Origin of the sequence: Roseivivax sediminis (genome assembly GCF_900112685.1) — a bacterium.
Taxonomy (GTDB): domain Bacteria; phylum Pseudomonadota; class Alphaproteobacteria; order Rhodobacterales; family Rhodobacteraceae; genus Roseivivax; species Roseivivax sediminis.
In genome coordinates this window covers 68,415-87,265 of the sequence record NZ_FOMS01000002.1, presented here as the reverse complement: position 1 = coordinate 87,265, position 18,851 = coordinate 68,415, and the positions used below count along the sequence as shown (strand labels likewise).

The 18,851-nt window shown below is 70.2% G+C and carries 25 protein-coding genes and 1 riboswitch; of the genes, 7 read left to right on the top strand and 18 right to left on the bottom strand.

All coding sequences use genetic code 11. The features are described 5' to 3' along the window. Positions 1-43: 43 nt before the first annotated feature. The 5 genes from lysA to argH form a co-directional block, all read right to left on the bottom strand. On the bottom strand, positions 44-1,318 hold the full coding sequence (gene lysA, locus F3H57_RS03580) for a diaminopimelate decarboxylase (RefSeq protein ID WP_149754518.1): 1,275 nt from the start codon (positions 1,316-1,318) through the stop codon (positions 44-46). A 120-nt stretch (positions 1,319-1,438) separates the two neighbouring features. Beyond that, the gene (locus tag F3H57_RS03575) at positions 1,439-1,753 is read right to left on the bottom strand and encodes a DUF2834 domain-containing protein (protein WP_149754517.1); all 315 of its coding nucleotides are present in this window, start codon (positions 1,751-1,753) and stop codon (positions 1,439-1,441) included. Continuing rightward, complete coding sequence (locus tag F3H57_RS03570; RefSeq protein ID WP_149754516.1) at positions 1,750-2,034, bottom strand: hypothetical protein; 285 nt, start codon at positions 2,032-2,034, stop codon at positions 1,750-1,752. Before F3H57_RS03570 ends, F3H57_RS03575 begins: the two co-directional genes overlap by 4 nt. Beyond that, positions 2,031-2,177, bottom strand: a complete 147-nt coding sequence (locus tag F3H57_RS03565) for an argininosuccinate lyase (RefSeq protein ID WP_149754515.1) — start codon at positions 2,175-2,177, stop codon at positions 2,031-2,033. Before F3H57_RS03565 ends, F3H57_RS03570 begins: the two co-directional genes overlap by 4 nt. Beyond that, the gene (gene argH, locus F3H57_RS03560) at positions 2,174-3,565 is read right to left on the bottom strand and encodes an argininosuccinate lyase (RefSeq protein WP_149754514.1); all 1,392 of its coding nucleotides are present in this window, start codon (positions 3,563-3,565) and stop codon (positions 2,174-2,176) included. The genes F3H57_RS03565 and argH overlap by 4 nt, the downstream gene beginning before the upstream one ends. 21 nt (positions 3,566-3,586) lie before the next feature. Here argH and F3H57_RS03555 point away from each other — a divergent pair, with 21 nt between their 5' ends. Together F3H57_RS03555 and F3H57_RS03550 are read left to right on the top strand one after the other, a co-directional pair. Then, on the top strand, positions 3,587-4,147 hold the full coding sequence (locus tag F3H57_RS03555) for a TlpA disulfide reductase family protein (protein WP_149754513.1): 561 nt from the start codon (positions 3,587-3,589) through the stop codon (positions 4,145-4,147). Positions 4,148-4,328: 181 nt separating this feature from the next. After that, on the top strand, positions 4,329-5,045 hold the full coding sequence (locus F3H57_RS03550) for a hypothetical protein (protein ID WP_149754512.1): 717 nt from the start codon (positions 4,329-4,331) through the stop codon (positions 5,043-5,045). 94 nt (positions 5,046-5,139) lie between these two features. Here the strand turns inward: F3H57_RS03550 and F3H57_RS03545 are convergent, their stop codons facing one another. The 3 genes from F3H57_RS03545 to hisC are packed head-to-tail and all read right to left on the bottom strand — an operon-like array spanning position 5,140 to position 8,140. Continuing rightward, positions 5,140-6,105, bottom strand: coding sequence for an extensin-like domain-containing protein (locus F3H57_RS03545; RefSeq protein WP_394349817.1), 966 nt, complete (start codon positions 6,103-6,105; stop codon positions 5,140-5,142). Positions 6,106-6,131: 26 nt separating this feature from the next. Further along, on the bottom strand, positions 6,132-7,058 hold the full coding sequence (locus F3H57_RS03540) for a prephenate/arogenate dehydrogenase family protein (protein ID WP_149754511.1): 927 nt from the start codon (positions 7,056-7,058) through the stop codon (positions 6,132-6,134). Next, positions 7,055-8,140: a histidinol-phosphate transaminase gene (gene hisC, locus F3H57_RS03535; RefSeq protein WP_149754510.1), complete on the bottom strand. Its 1,086-nt coding sequence runs from the start codon at positions 8,138-8,140 to the stop codon at positions 7,055-7,057. The genes F3H57_RS03540 and hisC overlap by 4 nt, the downstream gene beginning before the upstream one ends. 454 nt (positions 8,141-8,594) lie before the next feature. Between hisC and F3H57_RS03530 the strand changes: the two genes are divergently transcribed. The 4 genes from F3H57_RS03530 to F3H57_RS03515 all read left to right on the top strand — a co-directional run bounded on the left by F3H57_RS03530 (position 8,595) and on the right by F3H57_RS03515 (position 10,596). Next, positions 8,595-8,894: a hypothetical protein gene (locus F3H57_RS03530; RefSeq protein WP_149754509.1), complete on the top strand. Its 300-nt coding sequence runs from the start codon at positions 8,595-8,597 to the stop codon at positions 8,892-8,894. A gap of 101 nt (positions 8,895-8,995) precedes the next feature. After that, a riboswitch (cobalamin riboswitch) is annotated at positions 8,996-9,200 on the top strand. 35 nt (positions 9,201-9,235) lie between these two features. Further along, positions 9,236-9,409, top strand: coding sequence for a CbtB domain-containing protein (locus F3H57_RS03525; RefSeq protein ID WP_149754508.1), 174 nt, complete (start codon positions 9,236-9,238; stop codon positions 9,407-9,409). A gap of 4 nt (positions 9,410-9,413) precedes the next feature. Continuing rightward, positions 9,414-10,115, top strand: coding sequence for a CbtA family protein (locus F3H57_RS03520; RefSeq protein ID WP_149754507.1), 702 nt, complete (start codon positions 9,414-9,416; stop codon positions 10,113-10,115). Positions 10,116-10,119: 4 nt separating this feature from the next. Continuing rightward, positions 10,120-10,596 (top strand): hypothetical protein, encoded by a 477-nt coding sequence (locus F3H57_RS03515; protein ID WP_149754506.1) that lies wholly within the window; start codon positions 10,120-10,122, stop codon positions 10,594-10,596. 3 nt (positions 10,597-10,599) lie between these two features. Here F3H57_RS03515 and F3H57_RS03510 read toward each other — a convergent pair whose 3' ends face one another. Genes F3H57_RS03510 through cbiE form a run of 7 tightly spaced genes read right to left on the bottom strand, consistent with a single transcriptional unit; the run spans position 10,600 to position 16,021 of the window. Then, positions 10,600-10,914 carry a DUF1636 family protein gene (locus F3H57_RS03510; protein WP_149754505.1) on the bottom strand — a complete coding sequence of 105 codons (315 nt, stop codon included), beginning with the start codon at positions 10,912-10,914 and terminating at the stop codon, positions 10,600-10,602. Next, on the bottom strand, positions 10,911-11,642 hold the full coding sequence (gene cobF / locus F3H57_RS03505; RefSeq protein WP_149754504.1) for a precorrin-6A synthase (deacetylating): 732 nt from the start codon (positions 11,640-11,642) through the stop codon (positions 10,911-10,913). The genes F3H57_RS03510 and cobF overlap by 4 nt, the downstream gene beginning before the upstream one ends. Further along, positions 11,635-12,354 carry a uroporphyrinogen-III C-methyltransferase gene (cobA, locus tag F3H57_RS03500; RefSeq protein ID WP_149754503.1) on the bottom strand — a complete coding sequence of 240 codons (720 nt, stop codon included), beginning with the start codon at positions 12,352-12,354 and terminating at the stop codon, positions 11,635-11,637. The genes cobF and cobA overlap by 8 nt, the downstream gene beginning before the upstream one ends. After that, a complete protein-coding gene (locus tag F3H57_RS03495; protein WP_149754502.1) occupies positions 12,351-13,667 on the bottom strand; it encodes a cobyrinate a,c-diamide synthase in 1,317 nt (438 codons plus the stop codon). Before F3H57_RS03495 ends, cobA begins: the two co-directional genes overlap by 4 nt. Further along, on the bottom strand, positions 13,660-14,466 hold the full coding sequence (cobM, locus tag F3H57_RS03490; RefSeq protein WP_149754501.1) for a precorrin-4 C(11)-methyltransferase: 807 nt from the start codon (positions 14,464-14,466) through the stop codon (positions 13,660-13,662). Before cobM ends, F3H57_RS03495 begins: the two co-directional genes overlap by 8 nt. After that, complete coding sequence (locus F3H57_RS03485) at positions 14,463-14,828, bottom strand: cobalamin biosynthesis protein (protein ID WP_149754882.1); 366 nt, start codon at positions 14,826-14,828, stop codon at positions 14,463-14,465. Before F3H57_RS03485 ends, cobM begins: the two co-directional genes overlap by 4 nt. Then, entirely contained in the window at positions 14,825-16,021 is a 1,197-nt protein-coding gene (cbiE, locus tag F3H57_RS03480; RefSeq protein ID WP_149754500.1) for a precorrin-6y C5,15-methyltransferase (decarboxylating) subunit CbiE, read from the bottom strand. Before cbiE ends, F3H57_RS03485 begins: the two co-directional genes overlap by 4 nt. Here cbiE and F3H57_RS03475 point away from each other — a divergent pair. After that, on the top strand, positions 16,020-16,775 hold the full coding sequence (locus F3H57_RS03475) for a cobalt-precorrin-6A reductase (RefSeq protein WP_149754499.1): 756 nt from the start codon (positions 16,020-16,022) through the stop codon (positions 16,773-16,775). The two genes, cbiE and F3H57_RS03475, sit on opposite strands and share 2 nt — an antisense overlap. On the opposite strand, the gene cobJ is transcribed toward F3H57_RS03475, so the two are convergent. From cobJ to F3H57_RS03460, 3 genes are read right to left on the bottom strand one after another with little or no spacing between them, the layout of a single operon-like run. Beyond that, entirely contained in the window at positions 16,748-17,500 is a 753-nt protein-coding gene (cobJ, locus tag F3H57_RS03470; RefSeq protein WP_149754498.1) for a precorrin-3B C(17)-methyltransferase, read from the bottom strand. The genes F3H57_RS03475 and cobJ overlap by 28 nt on opposite strands. Further along, entirely contained in the window at positions 17,497-18,225 is a 729-nt protein-coding gene (locus F3H57_RS03465) for a precorrin-2 C(20)-methyltransferase (protein WP_149754497.1), read from the bottom strand. The genes cobJ and F3H57_RS03465 overlap by 4 nt, the downstream gene beginning before the upstream one ends. After that, complete coding sequence (locus F3H57_RS03460) at positions 18,222-18,851, bottom strand: precorrin-8X methylmutase (RefSeq protein ID WP_149754496.1); 630 nt, start codon at positions 18,849-18,851, stop codon at positions 18,222-18,224. Before F3H57_RS03460 ends, F3H57_RS03465 begins: the two co-directional genes overlap by 4 nt.

Here is an 18,851-nt window from a genome sequence, read left to right as displayed (position 1 = left end):
CGGGGGCGCGCGGCAGGCAATGCGCGGGGCCAGGGCCGCCGGATCAGTCCTCCTGCAGCCATCCGGGGATGGTATCGCGCGAAATGATCTCGTCAAAGGTCGGCCGCGCGCGGATGACAGCATGGTGATCGCCCTTCACCAGCACCTCCGGCACCAGCGGGCGCGTATTGTATTCGCTCGCCATCACGGCGCCGTAAGCCCCGGCCGACCGGAACCCCACCAGATCCCCGGCGGCAAGCTCCGGCATCTCGCGCGCCCTGGCGAAGGTATCTCCCGACTCGCACACCGGCCCTACGATATCGTAAACACTGCCCTCGGCCCCCGGCGCCGGCTCCATGACCGGCACGATGTCGTGCCAGGCGTCGTACATCGCCGGCCGGATCAGGTCGTTCATCGCCGCGTCGAGGATCAGGAACCGCCGCCCCTCGCCCTCCTTCACGTAGATCACCCGGGCGAGCAGCAGCCCCGCATTGCCGGCGATCAGCCGCCCCGGCTCGATCTCGATCTCGCATCCCAGATGCCCGACCGTGCGCCGGATCAGCGCGCCGTAGTCGAACGGCAGCGGCGGCGCCTCGTTGGTGTTGCGGTACGGAATGCCGAGGCCGCCGCCCAGATCCAGCCGGCGGATGTCGTGCCCGTCGGCGCGCAGCGCCTCGGTCAGCTCCGCCACCTTGCGATAGGCGTCCTCGAACGGCGCCAGCTCGGTCAGTTGCGAGCCGATATGCACGTCGATCCCCACGACCTCGATCCCCGGCAGCCGCGCCGCCTCGGCATAGACCTCGCGCGCCCGCGCGATCGGCACGCCGAACTTGTTCTCCGACTTGCCGGTGGCGATCTTGGCATGGGTCTTCGCGTCGACGTCCGGATTCACCCGCAGCGTCACCGGCGCCCACACGCCGAGCGACGACGCCACCCGGCTGATCGCCAGGAGCTCCGGCTCGCTCTCCACGTTGAACTGGCGCACGCCGCCGGTCAGCGCCGCGCGGATCTCCTCCTCGGTCTTGCCGACGCCCGAGAACACGATCCGCTCGCCCGGCACGCCGGCGGCCACGGCGCGCGCGTATTCGCCGCCCGACACCACGTCCATCCCGGCGCCGAGCCGCGCCAGAACCTTCAGGATCGCCTGGTTCGACGCCGCCTTCATGGCGAAACAGACAAGGTGCGGCAGCCCTTCGAGCGCTTCGTCGAACAGCCGGAAATGCCGCTCCAGCGTCGCGGTCGAATAGACATAGGCGGGCGTGCCGACCTCCGCCGCGATCTCGTGCAGCGACACGTCCTCGGCGTGCAGCACGCCGTCACGATAAAGAAAATGATCCATTCACGCCTCACATGGGTCCGCGCGCGCTCTACCGGAGCCCGCGCTCCCGCTCCACCCTTCTTCTCGTCGAAAATACTCCCCAGAGCGCGAGAGCGGCGCTCTCGCACCGCCGCAAGGCGGTCACACCGGCCGCGACCGCAGCCACAGGTAAAGCGGCAGCCCGCAGCTCACCCCGATGCAGAACGTCGCCGGAATCGCCCAGAGCGCCGCCCAGTTGCGCCGCACCGCCACCTCGCTCAGGATCCACAGCGTCAGCGTCACCGCCGCGATGGTCAGATCCCAGGTCAGCCCGGTGGTCGAGGCGTTCACGTACCACGCGTCGATCAGCGCGCCGAAGCTCCAGTCATTCTGCGACAGATAGGTCACGAACCAGTACATCGGATGCACCGCGCCCCAGAGTGCGAGCGCCAGCCAGAGCGGCCGCAGGCCGGTCACAACTCCATCCCGAGCGTGAAGTTGCCCCGGCGCATCAGGAAGCCGCCACGGCCGATGACCCCGTCCGATCCCACGCCGACACCCGCATAGCCGGTCGTCACAACGCCGTCGCCGTCCTCGTCCGCCAGGATCGCGGCGCGCTTTTCCTTCGCCCGGCGGGAGGCGGGGGCATCTTCCTTGAAGTATTCCGAGGCATCCGGTTTCCGGGGCTTGGCACCGGGATCCGGCGCGCCGCACGCCGCGACAAACAGCGCGAGTGCGAACCCCGCAAGCGCCCTCACCGCGACGCGACCCCGATGCCGGCGCTGCCGGACACGTCGAAGCGGACGCCGGGCCCGGTCTCGCGCGGCTCGGGGCGCTCGGGCTCGCCGTCGGCGCCGCAGGCGGCCAGGGCCAGAAACGCAAACACGGCTGCAAGCCTCATCCCACGATCTCCTTCCACCGCGCGACCTCCTCGCGCACCCGCACCGGCGCGGTGCCGCCCAGGCTGGTACGGCTCGCCACCGAATTATGCACGCCGAGGACGTCGAAAACACCCTCCGTGATGTCTCCGTGCACCTCCTGCATGTCCGCGAGGGTCAGATCGGGCAAGTCACAGCCGCGTGTCTCGGCCAGCGCCACCAGCGTGCCGGTGACGTGATGCGCCTCGCGGAACGGCATCCCGGCCTCGCGCACCAGCCAGTCGGCCAGGTCCGTCGCGGTCGAGAACCCGCTCGACGCCGCCGCCTCCAGCGCATCGACGTTGGCGCTCATGTCGCGCACCATGCCCTCCATCGCCGCCAGCGCCAGCGCCCAGTTGTCGGCGGCGTCGAAGACCTGCTCCTTGTCCTCCTGCATGTCCTTGGAATAGGCCAAGGGCAGACCCTTCATCACCGTCATCAGCGCCACCTGTGCGCCGAAGATCCGGCCGATCTTGGCGCGGATCAGCTCCGCCGCATCGGGGTTCTTCTTCTGCGGCATGATCGACGAGCCGGTGGAGAACCGGTCCGACAGCGTCACGAACCGGAACTGCGCCGAGGACCAGATCACCAGCTCCTCGGCGAAGCGCGACAGGTGCATGGCCGAGATCGACGCCACCGACAGGTATTCCAGCGCGAAGTCCCGGTCCGACACCGCGTCGAGCGAATTGGCCGCGGGCCGGTCGAAGCCCAGCGCCTCCGCCGTCATCTCCCGGTCGATCGGGAAGGACGTGCCGGCCAGGGCCGCGGCGCCCAGCGGGCATTCGTTCATCCGCGCCCGCGCGTCGCGCACCCGGCCGAGGTCGCGCCCGAACATCTCCACATAGGCCATCATGTGATGGCCCCAGGTCACCGGCTGCGCTGTCTGCAGATGCGTGAAACCCGGCATCACCCACTCCGCGCCCGCCTCGGCCTGGGCGAGGAGCGCTCGCAAGAGCGCGAGGAGCTGCCCCTCCGCCAGATCGAGCTGATCGCGCACCCAGAGCCGGAAATCCGTCGCCACCTGGTCGTTGCGCGACCGCGCGGTGTGCAGCCGTCCCGCCGCCGGGCCCATGATCTCGGTCAGCCGCGCCTCCACGTTCATGTGGATGTCCTCGAGCGCGGTGGAAAATTCGAACGTGCCGCCCTCGATCTCTGACAAGACGGTGAGCAAGCCTTTCCTCATCGCCTCCGCATCGCTAGCCTCGATGATGCCCGTGGCGGCCAGCATCGCCGCATGGGCCCTCGAGCCCGCGATATCCTGGGGCGCGAGCCGCTTGTCGAACCCGATCGAGGCGTTGATCGCCTCCATGATCGCGTCCGGCGCGTCGGCAAAGCGGCCGCCCCACATTGCGTTCGAGGTCGTCTCGGCCATGGTCACCCTCTCGGAGGCAGAATGAAACGGGTCCTCGCGCTCTATACCGCGCTCACGCTGCTTGCAATTCCGGCCGCCGCCGACATCGAGGCCGCGCAGGCGCTCGCGGACGGCGACATGAAGAAGCTCACCTTCCATTCGGAGCCCAATCCCGCCGGCACCGCGGATTTCGAGACCTTCGACGGGGAGCCTGCCTCCCTTTCGGACTACGAGGGCAAGTGGGCGCTGGTGAACTTCTGGGCCACCTGGTGCGCGCCCTGCCGCAAGGAGATGCCGATGCTCTCCGAGCTTCAGACCGAGCTTGGCGGCGAGGATTTCGAGGTCGTGACCATCGCCACCGGCCGCAGCCCGCGCCCGGCCATGCAATCGTTCTTCGAGGACATCGGCGTCGACAACCTGCCGACCCTGCGCGATCCCAATTCGGCGCTTGCGCGCGAAATGGCAGTGCTCGGCCTGCCGATCACGGTCATCCTCAACCCTGAGGGCGATGAGATCGCCCGCCTCCAGGGCGATGCCGAATGGGACTCGGACGTCGCGAAAGATATGCTGCGCACCCTGATCGGCGGCGCTCCCGATAGCTGATCCCGCCCGCGCTCCCAGGCGCCACAGAACAAGAGCGGGTCACCTCTGCGGACGGCGTCGAAATCGGCGCCGTTCATATTCCGTTTAATGCAGGTGAACAGGCTGATGCCGCGGCGCGTTGCGAATTGACACCGTGCCACTGGCGTCGGACAGGGGCGACACACTTTGCGCCGGAGGCAGGATGCCCGAGTTTCACCTTGAACAGACGATGCTGGTGACCAACCCGGGGCTGCTCGCAAGCGTCGTTGGAACGGAAACGCTCGTCGTGGGCGGGCCGGCGCGCGGCATGACGACTGTGGTATCCTACTCCCTCTACGAACTCGGTTGCTTCATCGGCGCCAACTTGCAGATGCACAATCTCGAGGATCTGGACATGATGCGCGCGCTCCCCAGCCGCACGCTCTTCAAGCGTCCCCTGCATCGGAGAAAGGCCTTCCGGAAACTGGTGGAGGAGCGGAACGGATCGCATACCCGCTGGGGCTTCAAGCTGCCGCGCGCAGCCCAGTATTTTCATGAGATGCCCGATCTTCTCCGCAACCCGGTTTTCGTGCTCTGCGTGCGGAATCCGGTCGCGATTTGCCGGTCCGTCGTGAAGCGCGACGCATCGGTCCAGGGGGACATCAACGCGGCTTACCGCAACGCGAAGTTATGGGTGCCGGCCATGGATTTTCTCATGGAGAGCGACACCGTGCCCGCGATCATCATCGACATGGATGAAGTGCGGCGTGACCCTCGCGTGTTTCTCGAAGAACTGACCCGCACACTTCAACTTTCCGGTGATCTTGACGCGATATCCCAAAAGCTCTCGGCTCCGGGGTACAAGCGCGCTGAGGAGCGACCAGGTGTCACGATGCGCCGAAGCAACGGCGATCCGGCGCCAGCCAGGAAGCAGGCATGATCGCCGCCGATAGCCCGGAGCAGCGCAGCGCGGGCCGGCCTCTCGCCCGGTCGAGCGCCGGTCAGATATCCTGGAGCGGCAGCTCGATCAGCGCTTACCGGCAGTAGCTGCCGCTTCGATAGCGCGCGGTGTCGAAGTGGAAGTGATCCTGGTGGAACCGGTCGGAGTCGGGGCCGAGCGTCGTGCCGAAGATTCCGCAGGCGGCGCGGTAGGCGCGTTTCAGGATCGGCCCCTGGTTCGCCGAGCGCCAGCCGCCGAGCACCGTCATGTTCGTCCCGTCGCGCAGCCGGATGGCCGAGATGTCGATGGCCCGGCCCTTGCCGTGCTCGGAGACCTTGGCGCCGGGCTGATGGTTGCGCGTCCGGCAGATGTAATGCGCCGCGACGCGCAACTCTGCCACGCCGCCGCCGGCGCGGCCCACCGCCGGCTTCAGCCCGCGGTCGACCCATCGCTTCAGCGCCCGCGCGGTGCCGCAGTCGACCAGCGCCTGCTGCGACAGCGCCACGCCCGAGACCGCGCGCACGCGCACCGCATCGTCGATCCCGCAGGCCGGGATCCGCCCGGGCACGTAGCCCACCGCCTCGCCCTGGATCGCCGGATCGCCGCAGATCGCCCCGCGCCGGCGCTCGCGCTGCCGCGCCATGGCCTCGTGCACCAGCGCCTGGCTGCGCCGCACCGGCCGCAAGGTGACGGCCACGGCCTGCTGGCTGGCACCGGCGAAGGCCAGCCGGCCCGCAACCGGCATCTCGCCATCGCCCGCGGGGCGTTCCCAATGCGTGATTATCTTCGCGGCGATCCCGGCCTCGACGATGCTTGCGGGGCGAGTTGCGGGGCGGTTGGCGTCAGACAGCCGCGCGGTGATCGAACCGGGGACATGGCCGCCCGTCACCGCCCCGGCCTGATCCGTCTCTCGCCGAAAATCGGGGGTGTCGCTTTCCACATCTTCGGGCCGTACCACGCCGATCAGCGCCGAGGCGGAGCCCTCCGCATCGGTGGGCGTGCGCGCAACGGGCCTTGGTGACGTGTCCGGCGCGCCAGCATGAACGGGCAGGGCCAACACGGCCGCCAGAAAAAGACCGGCCAGCCTCACCGCTCCACCTTCACGCGGCCGAAATCAGGGGCCTCCGTGTCCTGCCCGGCCTCGATGATGCCGCGGCGGATCGCCCGCGTGCGGGTAAAGTAGGCGTGCAGCGCATCGCCGTCGCCGGTCCGGATCGCCCGTTGCAAAGCGAACAACTCTTCGGTGAAGCGCCCGAGGATCTCCAGCGTCGCGTCCTTGTTGGTCAGGAACACGTCGCGCCACATGGTCGGGTCGGAGGCCGCGATCCGCGTGAAGTCGCGAAACCCGGCTGCCGAATACTTGATGACCTCGCTGTCGGTCACCCGGCGCAGGTCGTCCGCGACGCCGACCATCGTGTAGGCGATGAGGTGCGGGGTGTGACTCGTCACGGCGAGAACCAGATCGTGGTGATCGGGGTCCATCTCCTCGACCAGCGCGCCCATGCCCTCCCAGTAGCGGCGCAGGCGGGCAACGGCGGCCGGATCCGTGCTCTCTGGCGGGACCAGCAGGCACCAGCGGTTCTCGAATAGCGCGGAGAAGCCCGATTCCGGTCCGGAATGCTCCGTTCCCGCCAGCGGATGGCCGGGCACGAAATGCACGCCTTCGGGAATGTGCGGGGTGACATCCTCGATCACGCGGCGCTTGACCGATCCCACATCCGTGACCGTCGCGCCGGGTTTCAGATACGGCGCCATCGCCATCGCCACCGCGCCCATGACCCCGACCGGCACGGCCAGAACGACGAGGTCCGCGTCCGCAACCGCCTCTTCCAGGGTATCGCAGACCTCGTGACACAGCCCGATCCTCCGCGCCGTCTCGCGCGTTTCGCCGGACCGCGCGTAGCCCGACACGACCCGCGCAAGGCCCGCCCGACGCGTCGCCCAGAACATCGACGACGCGATGAGGCCGAGGCCGATCAGCGCGACCTTGTCGTAGACCGGCGCGTCCGTCATCGCTCCCCCGCCTTGAAGCGGCCGATGACATGGGCGACCCGGCGGCAGGACGCCTCGTCCCCCACGGTGATACGCAAGGCCGCGGGCAGGTTGTAGCCCGCCACCCGCCGCACGATCAGACCCTCGCGCTGGAGGAACAGATCGCAGGCCTCCGCCTCGTCGCGGTCCGCAAACCGCGCGAGGATGAAATTGGCGCAGGAGGTATCGGAGGGCACCCCGTGCTCCATCAGCGCCTCGGCGAGCCAGGTGCGCAGGCGGGTGTTCTCGGACCGGCACCGCTCCACGAAGTCGATGTCGCGGATCGACGCCTCGGCGGCGGCGAGCGCCGGAATGGACAGGTTGAACGGTCCGCGGATGCGATTCAGCACGTCGATGATCTCTTGCGGGCCGTAACCCCAGCCGACGCGCATCCCTCCGAGCCCGTAGAGCTTGGAGAAGGTGCGCGTCATCACGACGTTGTCGCGCCCGTCGACCAACCGCGCGCCGCCGTCGTAGCCTTCCACGAATTCGGCATAGGCGCCGTCGAGCACCAGGATCGCCTGGGGCGGCAGCCCTTCGGCCAGCCGCTCTATCTCCGCGAGGCCGATCATCGTGCCCGTGGGATTGTTCGGGTTGGCGATGAAGACCAGCTTCGTGCGCTCCGTGCAGGCGGCCAGAAGTGCGTCGACGTCAGTCACCCGCTCCTTCTCGCGCACCTCGACCGGGGTGGCGCCGGCGGCACGGGCGCTGATCTTGTACATGCCGAAGCCGTGCTCGGTATGAACGACCTCGTCGCCCGGACCGGCATAGGCCTGACAGAGAAAATGGATGATCTCGTCCGAGCCGACGCCACAGACGATTCGCGAAAAAGCCAGCCCGTGCACCTCCGCTATGGCGGCGCGCAGGGCTGCGTGGTCAGTGGAGGGATAACGGTGCATCTCGTGCAGGACGCGTCGGACGGCTTCCTGCGCCGCGGGGCTCGGCCCGAACGGATTCTCGTTGGAGCTCAGCTTGACGACATTGGACACGCCCTCCACCGAGGCCTTGCCGCCCTGGTAGAGCTCGATGTCCAGAATGCCGGGCTGCGGCCTGATCTCGCCCATATCGCGTGCCTCCCGTGCGCCGTCATAACGGCGCGGTCCGGCGGAGAAAAGCGCCAAAGCGGCGCATCGGCGGAGAGCGGGGCGAGGGCTCTGCCCTCGCGCTCCCGGCGTATTTCGAGCCCAAAGAAGCGGCAGGGACGACGGGGCCGTGAAACCGCGTGATTCGGTCCGAACTCTCGCTTTCCGAAATGTGGCGATTTCCCGGCGGGAAAAGGACGCCCGCGTGGCCCGGCTTTGATGCGTCCGGGGCAACAGACGGCGGTGGCGGCTCGATCGTCGCGCCGGCGTCCGACACATCCTCTTATCTTTTTGTAAAACAATAGCTTGCAGCTGAGGAAGTCGCCTGAAGGGGCCGCCGTTTCCCCACGGCACCGCCTTACGGGCGACCCAGGCGGGTGCGGCGGAGGGATACATCGTCCATAATCGTGGGGCCTCGAGGCCGAAGGGAATAAACATGAAGATTGGCGGGAACGTCGTGCAACCGGAGCTCGTGGGAAACCCGGATAACAGGATCGACCTCGATCGCGCGGCCGCGACTGCCGAGAGGCCCGGCTGCTGCGACGGGCCGGGCGCCGCCGCGGCGGACAGGATGCCGCCTGTCGTCAATCAGATGTTCCGCGGGGACGACACGGTCACCTGGGATGGCGACGCGGGCGTGCTGCATGGTCACGACGGGCGATTGCAGATCGAGACCGACGAGGACGACGATCTCGACCTGATGACCCTGCTCAAGCGATTTGGCGGCGCCGCGTGACGTGACCGGAGCGGTGCGCCCGTATCCCCATGAGCGCCCCCAGCGGGCAACTCAGACGCCGCCTGGGCGATTCCGATTGACCGGCGCGGGGTCCATCTGCCAATGACGGGTGTGTGATCGGTTCCGGCGTCCCAGGCGCCGGGCGCAAGAGGGAATGCCGTGCGGCGCATCCGCGCCAAGCCGGCAGCTGCCCCCGCAACTGTGAGCGGCGAGCACGGGCCGACGATGCCACTGGAGAGATCCGGGAAGGCCGGCCCGAGGCGACGACCCGCAAGCCAGGAGACCTGCCGACCACGAGCGACGCAAGACGCCCTCGGGTGAGATGGCAAGGAGTGACAGACATGAACGCAACCTCGACGCTCGCGAGCGGATCCCGAACCGGCCTTCTGGGCGCGGGCATTTTCGCCGCGCTCATCGGCGTCGGTATCGTGACGCTGACCGGCCATGTGCAGGCCTCCGCACTGCACGACGCGGCGCATGACGTGCGTCACGCCACCGGCTTCCCCTGCCACTGAGCCGATGTTCACCCGGATTTTGACCAGCGCGTTGTTCGCTGGTGCTGCAACGGGGCTGATTGCCGCCCTTCTGCAGCTTGTCTTCGTGCAGCCGGTCCTGCTGCATGCCGAGCTTTATGAGAGCGGCGAACTGGTGCATTTCGGCGCCGCGTCGGCCGTTCCGGCCGAGCAGGCCGTCGGCGGCTTTTCCCCGGTGCGAGACGGGCTCAGCATCGTCTTTACCATGCTGATCTATTCCGGCTACGCGCTGATCCTGGTGCCGTTGATGGCGCTGGCGCAAGGCCGCGGGGCGCGGATCACCGCACGGGCCGGCCTGATCTGGGGCGTCTGCGGCTTCGTCGCCGTGCATTTCGCGCCCGGTCTGACGCTGGCGCCCGAAGTGCCCGGCGTCGCGGCCGCCGATGTTGGCGCCCGGCAGGTCTGGTGGGTGCTCACGGTCGTCGCAGCGGCGGCGGCGATGTGGCTGATCGGCTTCGGCAAGAGCTGGCTGCACTGGGGTGCAGCTGCGGTTCTCCTGATAGCGCCCCACGCCATCGGCGCGCCGGAGCCCGAGGTCTTTACCGGCCCCGTGCCAACCGAGATCGGCGCGCTCTTCGCTGCAAGGGCGCTGGGGATCGGCATGGCGGCGTGGGTCGTGCTGGGCGGTTTCGCCGGCTACTTCTGGGCCCGCGAGACCGCCGGCCAGGGCGCCGCGCAACCGGCCTGAGCGCATGGACAGATCCATCCCGCTTCTTCTGATCGGGCTTGTCTTCGGCGGTGGCATCGGCTTCACGATCGCCGCCGCCGGGGGCATCACGCTCGACGGGCACGACCACGGTAACCCCGCGCACCACGCGGGAACGCAGGGTGCCGGCCACGACCATTCCGAGACGCTCGACGCCCCGGATGGCACCGCGCTGACCCTGTCGGCCAGCCGCGACCCCGACAGCGGCTGGAACCTGCACATCGCCACGGACGGCTTCAGCTTCGCGCCCGAACGTGCCAGCGGCGACCACGTGCCCGGCGAGGGGCACGCGCATGTCTACGTGGACGGTGTGAAGATCGCCCGCGTCTACTCGCCCTGGGTCCATCTCGACGCGTCCGAGGGTGCGCGTGTCACCGTGACGCTCAACGCCAACGACCACCGCGTGCTCGCGGCGGACGGCGAGGCCCTGTCGGAAAGCGTCACGCTCGGTGCCGGGTCCTAGATCCTAGAGGGCCGGCACCCGCCCCCTGAGGCACAGGCGCAGGCGGCCGCAGGGCCGCGCATCCCCGATCCAGCCGTCCGGCGCTTCGAGATAGGTACGGATTGTCGCGACGATGTCGGCCGCGTCGGCCTCCGGGTCGATACCGGTGAAGAAATACGTTGCCCGGCCCGGCGCCTGCAGCGCCATCGACACCGGATCGGCACAGCCGTTCATGCAGTCCTGCGGCACGATGCGGACATCGAGATCCTCGAGCGCGGTGCGCAACATGGCCCAGTCCGGTCCCTCGCAGGTTCGGCAGAGCCGCAGCACGACGCTCATTCCACGCGCCGCATCAGGTAGGTGTCCATCAGCCAGCCATGGGCGGCGCGGGCCTCGCGCCTGGCCTCGACGATCCGGTTGCCGGCCTCGCCCAGCGGCCCCGACACCAGCACCTCGTTCTCCATGCCGAGGAACGCGCCCCACCAGATCCAGACGCCGTGCGGGTCAACGCCCCGGAAACTGCACTCGCCGTCGAGCATGACCGCCACCGTGTCCGCCCCCTCGGGCCAGCCGTGGTCGCGCAACTGCCGCCCCGTCGTGACAAGGACCGAGCCGTTGACCGTGTTGAACGGGATCGCGTGCGCGGCGGTCAGGGCCTGTAGCGCGGTGATCCCGGGGATCACCCGCAGGCGCGGCGCGGGATCGAACCGCTCGGCGATGCGCAGCGTACTGTCGTAGAGCGCCGGGTCGCCCCAGACCAGCATCGCCACCGGACCCTTGGCCCCCGCCGCCGCCGCGCGCCAGAGACCGGCGATATCGTCGTGCCAGCGGCGCACCCGTTCGTGGTAGGGCAGCGACTCGTCCCGCACCGGCATGTCGAACTCCGCGACCGTAGCCGTGGCGCCGACCGCGCGCAGGATGTGGTGGCGCAGCTCCGCGAGATCGGATTTCTCCGTCCCCTTGCGCGGCACGAGGATGCACGACGCCTCGCGCAGAGCGCGTTCCCCGGCACGGGTGAGGTGATCGGGATTGCCCGTCCCGATGCCGATGAGCCACAGATCACGCATCGGCCAGCGGCCCGTAGAAGATCAGCGCCGGCAGGTCGCCCGGCGCCTCGCGCAGACTATCGGCCAGCGCGCCCACCGTGCTGCGGGTGATACGCTGATGCTCCGTGCTGACGCCTTCGGCAAGCATCGCCGGCGTCTCGGGCGGCAGGCCGCGCGCCATCAGCGTCTCTGCAAGGTCCGGGAAGGTGCGCTTGCCCATGTAGACGACGGTACAGGCCGCCGGATCGGCCAGCGCGCCGATGTCGATGTCGGTCGGCAGCGTGCCGGTGACGTCGTGGCCGGTGACGAACTGAACGCGCCGCGCCGTCAGGCGCCGGGTCAGCGGGATGCCCGCCGCCGCCGCCGCCGCGACCGCCGAGGGCACGCCCGGCACGATCTCGTAGGGGATGCCGGCCTCGCGCAGCGCCACCAGCTCTTCCTCCAGCCGACCGAAGAGGCCGCCGTCGCCGCCCTTGAGCCGCACCACGCGCCCGCCATCCGCCGCATAGTCGACCAGAAGGCGCGACACATGGTGCTGCCGGGGCGACGGTCGCCCGGCCCGCTTGCCGACTCCGATGAGGTCCGCGCCCGGCCCGGCATGGCTCAGGATCGGGCCGGAGGAGAGGTCGTCGAACAGCACCGCATCGGCGCGCTTCAGCCGGTCCACCGCCTTCAGGGTCAGAAGCTCCGGATCGCCGGGGCCGGAGCCGACGAAGCTGACGAACCCGGTCATGCCGCCTCCGCCGAGATGAGATGGAAGAAGGTCCCGGTGACGTGGCCGCGGCGCGATCCGGTTTCGGGCACCGCAGCGCCGTCGGCATCGGCCACCGCGGCGAGGATCGCGTCGGGCTGCTCGAGGATCGTCGAGTAGTGGAATTCGTGCCCGCGCAGCGCCGTCCCCGCCGCCTGCCCCGGCATCGGCGCCTTGAGCACCGCGCGGCGGTAGCCGAGGTGGAACTTGCGCTTCTCGTAGGAGGTCACGAGCCCGAGAAGGCCCGCCATCCGGTGCCGCACGCCCTCCTTGTCGATCAGCGCCTCGCCGAGCGCCATGTAACCGCCGCACTCGCCGTGCACCGGCCTGGTCTGGGCGTGCTTGTGCAGACCCTCGCGGAACCGCTCGGCGGCGGCGATGCGGCCGGCGTGCAGTTCCGGGTAGCCGCCGGGCAGCCAGACAAGGTCGGCCGAGGGATCGGGCGCCTCGTTGGCAAGCGGAGAAAACGGCAGAATCTCCGCCCCTGCCGCGCGCCAGCCGCGCAGGAGGTGCGGATAGGTGAAGGAGAACGCGGCATCCTGCGCCAGCGCGATGCGCTGCGCCGGCGGACGCGGCAGCGCGCCGCTGCTTGGCGCCGGGCCGCTGCGCGCCGCCGCCTTGATCGCCGGCAGATCCACATGCTCGCGCAGGAAGCTGGCATAGCCGCCGATGGCGGCGTCGAGATCGGGATGTTCGACCGCCTGGATCAGGCCGAGATGCCGCTCCGGCAGGGTCAGATCGCCCCGCCGGGGCAGGACGCCGAGGACCGGCAGGCCGGCGCGCTCCATCCCCAGCCGGGTCAGGCGTTCGTGCCGCGGGCTCGCCACGCGGTTGAGGATCACGCCGGCGAAGGGCAGGTCCGGCGCATAGGCGGCAAAGCCGAGCGCCGTCGCCGCCGCCGATTGCGCCTGCCCGCCGACATCGAGCACGAGGATCACCGGCCAGCCCATGCGCGCGGCGGTCTCCGCGCTCGACCCGAAACCGACGCGGCCCCGTGTGGCGACCCCGTCGTAAAGCCCCATGGACCCCTCGCCGAGGCACAGATCCGCCCCCTCGGCCCGCGCGGCGATGGCGGACAGGAGCCCGTCGCCCATCGCCCAGGTGTCGAGGTTGAACGAATCGCGCCCCGACGCGGCCCGGTGAAAGGCCGGGTCAATGTAATCGGGCCCCGACTTGAACGGCTGCACGCGCACGCCGTCATCGGCCAGCGCCCGCAGAAGGCCCAGCATCACCGTCGTCTTGCCGGTCCCCGAGGACGGGGCGGAAACGAGAAGCCCGGTCGGCCAGTCAGCCATGCGCGCCCCCGGTGTCGTCCTGCCAGCCGGCCCACGGGCTCGCCGCGTCCTGTGGGCGGTAGCGGCGGTCGTAATCGGCGGCGTAGAGCCGACTTTCCGTGAAATCCTCGGCCGCCAGCGCCGGCCCGACGAGGATCAGCGCGGTGCGGGTGATGCCCTCGCCCATCTCGTCCTCGATGGTGCCGAGCGTCGCGCGCACGATACGCTCGTCCGGCCAGCTTGCCCGGTAAACGACGGCGACGGGGCAGTCGGCGCCGTAATGCGGCACCAGGTCCCCGACCACCGCGCCGAGGTTCTGCACCGACAGGTGGATGGCGAGCGTCGCGCCGGTGGCGGCGAAGGCCTCCAGCGTCTCGCCTTCGGGCATGGAGCTTGCCCGTCCCGGCGTGCGCGTCAGCACCACCGATTGCGCGATGCCGGGCAGCGTCAGTTCCGCCCCGAGCGCGGCGGCGGCGGCGGAGAAGGCGGGAACACCCGGCGTGACGGTGTAGGCGATGCCCTCGGCCTCGAGCCGCCGGATCTGTTCGCCCATCGCCGACCAGACCGACATGTCACCCGAATGGAGCCGGGCGACGTCGTGGCCGGCGTCGCGTGCGGCGCGGATCTCCGCCATGATCGCATCGAGGTCCATCGGCGCGGTGTTCACGATGCGCGCGCCGTCCGGGCAATGGCCCAGCACCGCCTTCGGCACCAGCGAGCCGGCATAGAGGCAGACCGGCGCGGCGGCGATCAGGTCGCGCCCGCGCAGGGTCAGAAGATCCGGGGCGCCGGGACCGGCACCGATGAAATGCACCTTCATGTCGTGCCTCCCTCTGCCAGCGCGCAGGTGGCGCGGCGATCCGTCGAGACGACGCGCGAACCCAGAAGCCGCGCGCCCGGTCCGGCGGCGGCCAGCGCCGCGGCCTCGGCGACGCTGCCGGTGCCGTGGGCGGCCTGCGACGCCTCCGACCTTGTGCGCGTGTCCTGCCGGGCCAGCGCGGCATTGTCCACCGCTTCGACGGCAAGCCCGCGCGCCGCGGCGAAAGCTTGCAGGGCAGGATCGTCCGCTTTCGCGGCGGCGGTGGCAATGCAGGCAGGGCTCCGGCCACCCGCCTTCGCCAGCGCATCCGCGAAGCTGCCTTCGCTCACGCCGCTGCGGAACCCGAAGCCCGCCACGATCACAGCGTGCCCCGCCATTGCACCACCGGGTAGGCGCCTTGCCAGCCGCGCTTTGTGCCGAGCGGCGCCGCCTGTGCCAGTTCGATCCGCATCAGATCGCCGCCGCACCTTGCGTGCCAATCGGCCAGCAGCGCCTCGCTCTCCAGCGTCACGGCGTTCGCGACCAGCCGCGTACCGGGGGCGAGACGTTCTGCCAGCGCCGTCAGCAGCGCCTCCGACAGGCCACCGCCGACAAAGACCGCATCGGGCGCTGGAAGCACACCCAGCGCCTCGGGCGCGCGCCCCTCGACCACCCGAAGTCGGTCGACACCGAGCTGCATTGCGTTGTCGCGGATACGCGCGGCGCGCTCGGGCTGCGCCTCTATGCTGATCGCCTCGGTCAGGGGATGCGACAGCAGCCATTCGATCCCGACGGACCCAGACCCGCCGCCGATATCCCACAGCAGTTCTCCCGCCCGCGGGGCGAGCGCCGACAAGGTCAGCGCCCGGACCGGACGCTTGGTGATCTGCCCGTCATGGTCGAAGACATCGTCGTTGAGCCCGGACGACGACGGCAGCACGCTGCCTGTCCCCGCGATCTCCAGCGCGGCGCAGACCGGGTGGGCGAAGTCCCCGCACAGTTTGCCGGCGGCCCCCTCGGTGCGGCGCTCGCGCGGGCCGCCCAGCGCTTCCAGCACCGTGACACGCGTCTCGGCAAAGCCGCTTGCCGTGAGCCAGCCGCACAGGTCGAACACCGCCTCCCCGTCGCGCAGGAGCACGACGATCCGCCGGCCCTTCGCCAGGTGCGGCCGCAGTCGCGACAGCGGCGCGGCGTGGAGGCCGATGCAAACCGTCGTCTCCAACGCCCAGCCCATCCGCGCGGCGGCGAGCGAGAAGGTCGACGGCCCCGGCAGCGCCCGCCATTCGCCCGGCGTCAGCCGCGCCGCGATCACCCGGCCGACGCCGAACCAGAACGGATCGCCGGAGGCAAGCACCACAGTCCGCCGCCCGCGCAAGGCGTCGAGCGTCTCCAACCCATCCGAAAAGGGAACGGGCCACTCGATCCGCTCCGCGCCGACATCGGGCAGCAGGGACAGGTGACGCGGTGCGCCGTAGACGACCTCAGCCGCCTCCAGCGCGGCACGGCTTGCAGGCGGCAGGCCCTCCGGTCCATCCTCGCCCAGACCGACGATGGTCAGCCAAGGAGCCTCAGCCATGCGCCCCAACCTTCTGATCCTCGGCGGCACGACCGAGGCGACGGCCTTCGCGCAAGCCGCCGCGGAGGCGGGGCTCTCGGGCATCGTGTCCTTCGCCGGACGCGTGGCCCGCCCGCGCCGCCAGCCGCTGCCGCAGCGTGTCGGCGGCTTCGGCGGCGCCTCCGGGCTGGCGCGCTACCTGCGGGCAGAGGGCGTGAGCCACGTCATCGACGCCACGCACCCCTTCGCCGCACAGATGAGCCACAATGCCGCCGCCGCCTGCGCGGAAACCGGCGTGCCGCTGGTCGCGCTCACCCGGCCGGCCTGGCAGCCGGTGGCGGGCGACCACTGGGTCCGGGTGCCGGACATCGCCGGCGCCGTCGCCGCACTGGACCGGCCGGCGGCGCGCGTCATGCTGGCGGTCGGGCGCATGCATCTCGAGGCGTTCGCGCCGAACCCGCAGCACCATTACCTTCTGCGCCTCGTCGACCCACCGGATGCGCCGCCGCCCTTTCCCGACCATCACGTGATCGTCGACCGGGGCCCCTTCGACGCGGCCAGCGACCGCAGGCTGATGGAGGCGCACGGGATCGACATCGTCGTGTCGAAGAATTCCGGCGGCACCGGCGCCTCTGCCAAGATCGACGCCGCCCGCGCGCTCGGCCTGCCGGTCGTGATGATCGACCGCCCTGCACAGCCCGCGCGGGACGAGGTTCATTCGGTCGCGGACGCGCTGGCCTGGGTGGATCATGCCGGCACGGACCTTGGCGTGTAGACCAGCGGCGCGCCGACGCGCTCGATGATCCGCGTGGTGGACGATCCGACGATGACCACCGTGCGCATGTCCGCCATATCCGCCGTCGCCTGCCCCAGCGGGACGACGCGCAGCGCCTCCTCCGGCGTGCTGACGGCGCGGGCGAAGAGGATCGGACGCTCCGGCGCGCAGACCTCGCGCAGCACCTCGAGCGTACGCTCGAAGCCCTCGGGCCGGGACTTGGACCGGGGATTGTAGAACGCCATGGCGAAATCGGCCTCCGCGGCGAGGCGCAGGCGTTTCTCGATCAGCGCCCAGGGCTTGAGGTTGTCGCTGAGGTTGATGGCGCAGAAATCGTGGCCGAGCGGCGCGCCCGCCCGCGCCGCCGCCGCGAGCATCGCGGTGATCCCCGGCAGCACCCGGATGTCGAGCGCGCGCCAGGCCTCCGGCCCCTCCTCCAGCGCCTCGAACACCGCCGAAGCCATGGCGAAGACGCCGGGATCGCCCGAACTGACGACGACCACGCGCTTGCCTTCGGCCGCCATCGACAGCGCATGGCGCGCGCGGTCGAGCTCCACCCGGTTGTCGCTTTCGTGCAGGGTCAGGCCGTCGCGCGGAGCGATGCGGCGGACGTACGGGATGTAGCCGACGATATCGGTCGCCGCCTCCAGCGCCGTCGTCACCTCGGGCGTGATGAGGGTCTCGTCCCCCGGCCCGATCCCCGCAATGGCAATCCAGCCGCTCACGGCCGCCGCCCCTGCCCGTGCACCACGACGATGGAGAAATACGGCGCGGCATCCAAGTCCGCCTGGGCCAGCGGCATCGCGCGTTCCTCGGCCATGCTCGCGTATTCCACGTAATAGGCCCGATCCAGCTTGCCGGCCTTGTCGAGCGCGGCACGGATGCGCGGCAGGTTACGGCCGACCTTCATCACCACCAGCGCGTCGGCGTTCAGCATGCCCCGAACCAGTTCGGCCTCGGGAAGCGTGCCCATCAGCACCGTCATCACGTCGTCGCCCCAGGTGATCGGGCTGCCCGTCGCCGTCCAGGCCGCCGACATGCCGGTGATGGCGGGCACCACCTCGACCGGCACATGGTCGCGAAGCCGGGTGTAGAGGTGCATGAACGAGCCGTAGAAGAACGGATCGCCCTCGCACAGGACCACCACGTCCTCGCCCGCCTCAGCGATGTCGCGAAGCTGGCCGGTCACGGTCTGGTAGAACTGCGACAGGATCTCGTTGTAGCGCGGATCGCTAAGCGGGATCTCGGTCGTCACCGGGTATTCCATCGGGATTTCCCGCGCGCTGCCGTGCAGCATCCCGTCGACGATCTTGCGCGCGCGTCCCGCCCGGCCGGCCTTGCGGAAGAAGGCGATGTTCTTCGCATTCCGGATGAGCCGGTCGGCGCGGACGCTCATCAGCTCCGGATCGCCGGGGCCGAGCCCGACGCCATGGACCGTTCCCGCGCTCATTCCGCGCGGCTCGCGATGGCGTTGATCGCGGCGACGGTGATCGCGCTGCCGCCGAGCCGCCCCTCCACGATCAGCGACGGCACCGGCTGGGCGGCCCAGAGCGCATCCTTGGATTCGCGCGCGCCGACGAAGCCGACCGGGCAGCCGATGATCGCCGCGGGGCGCGGGCAGTCCGGGTCCTCCAGCATCTCCAAGAGGTGAAAGAGCGCGGTCGGCGCGTTGCCGATCGCCACCAGCGCGCCGCCGAGATGCGGGCGCCACAGCTCAAGCGCGGCGGCGGACCGGGTGGTGCCGAGCCGCTTGGCAAGCTCCGGCACCTCGGCGTCGTGCAGCGTGCAGATCACCGGGTTGTCCGCCGGCAGGCGCTTGCGGGTCACGCCCTCGCTGACCATGCGCGCATCGCACAGGACCGGCGCGCCGGCCTCCAGCGCCGTGCGCGCCGCCGCCACCATGCCCTCCGAGAACCGAACGTCCCGCTCCAGCCCCACGAGGCCCGCGGCATGGATCATCCGCACCGCGACGGCCTCCTCGTCGGGGGCGAAGCGCGCGAGGTCCGCCTCCGCGCGGATGGTCGCGAAGCTCTCGGCATAGATCGCCGCGCCGTCGGTCTCGTAGCTGTAGGGCAT

Excerpts from the sequence above, each read along its gene's own strand:
- F3H57_RS03540 (WP_149754511.1), bottom strand. The coding sequence starts at position 7,058 with ATGACGGACGCGCCGGTCTACGACAAGGTCGCGCTGATCGGCCTCGGC.
- F3H57_RS03530 (WP_149754509.1), top strand. The coding sequence starts at position 8,595 with ATGAAGATTGGCGGGAACGTCGTGCAACCGGAGCTCGTGGGAAACCCG.
- cobF (WP_149754504.1), bottom strand. The coding sequence starts at position 11,642 with ATGCGTGATCTGTGGCTCATCGGCATCGGGACGGGCAATCCCGATCAC.
- F3H57_RS03555 (WP_149754513.1), top strand. The coding sequence starts at position 3,587 with ATGAAACGGGTCCTCGCGCTCTATACCGCGCTCACGCTGCTTGCAATT.
- F3H57_RS03565 (WP_149754515.1), bottom strand. The coding sequence starts at position 2,177 with ATGAGGCTTGCAGCCGTGTTTGCGTTTCTGGCCCTGGCCGCCTGCGGC.
- argH (WP_149754514.1), bottom strand. The coding sequence starts at position 3,565 with ATGGCCGAGACGACCTCGAACGCAATGTGGGGCGGCCGCTTTGCCGAC.
- F3H57_RS03460 (WP_149754496.1), bottom strand. The coding sequence starts at position 18,851 with ATGCCCTACAGCTACGAGACCGACGGCGCGGCGATCTATGCCGAGAGC.
- F3H57_RS03550 (WP_149754512.1), top strand. The coding sequence starts at position 4,329 with ATGCCCGAGTTTCACCTTGAACAGACGATGCTGGTGACCAACCCGGGG.
- cobA (WP_149754503.1), bottom strand. The coding sequence starts at position 12,354 with ATGACCGGGTTCGTCAGCTTCGTCGGCTCCGGCCCCGGCGATCCGGAG.
- cbiE (WP_149754500.1), bottom strand. The coding sequence starts at position 16,021 with ATGGCTGAGGCTCCTTGGCTGACCATCGTCGGTCTGGGCGAGGATGGA.
- lysA (WP_149754518.1), bottom strand. The coding sequence starts at position 1,318 with ATGGATCATTTTCTTTATCGTGACGGCGTGCTGCACGCCGAGGACGTG.
- F3H57_RS03525 (WP_149754508.1), top strand. The coding sequence starts at position 9,236 with ATGAACGCAACCTCGACGCTCGCGAGCGGATCCCGAACCGGCCTTCTG.
- F3H57_RS03520 (WP_149754507.1), top strand. The coding sequence starts at position 9,414 with ATGTTCACCCGGATTTTGACCAGCGCGTTGTTCGCTGGTGCTGCAACG.
- F3H57_RS03510 (WP_149754505.1), bottom strand. The coding sequence starts at position 10,914 with ATGAGCGTCGTGCTGCGGCTCTGCCGAACCTGCGAGGGACCGGACTGG.
- F3H57_RS03515 (WP_149754506.1), top strand. The coding sequence starts at position 10,120 with ATGGACAGATCCATCCCGCTTCTTCTGATCGGGCTTGTCTTCGGCGGT.
- hisC (WP_149754510.1), bottom strand. The coding sequence starts at position 8,140 with ATGGGCGAGATCAGGCCGCAGCCCGGCATTCTGGACATCGAGCTCTAC.
- F3H57_RS03475 (WP_149754499.1), top strand. The coding sequence starts at position 16,020 with ATGCGCCCCAACCTTCTGATCCTCGGCGGCACGACCGAGGCGACGGCC.
- F3H57_RS03465 (WP_149754497.1), bottom strand. The coding sequence starts at position 18,225 with ATGAGCGCGGGAACGGTCCATGGCGTCGGGCTCGGCCCCGGCGATCCG.
- cobM (WP_149754501.1), bottom strand. The coding sequence starts at position 14,466 with ATGAAGGTGCATTTCATCGGTGCCGGTCCCGGCGCCCCGGATCTTCTG.
- F3H57_RS03495 (WP_149754502.1), bottom strand. The coding sequence starts at position 13,667 with ATGGCTGACTGGCCGACCGGGCTTCTCGTTTCCGCCCCGTCCTCGGGG.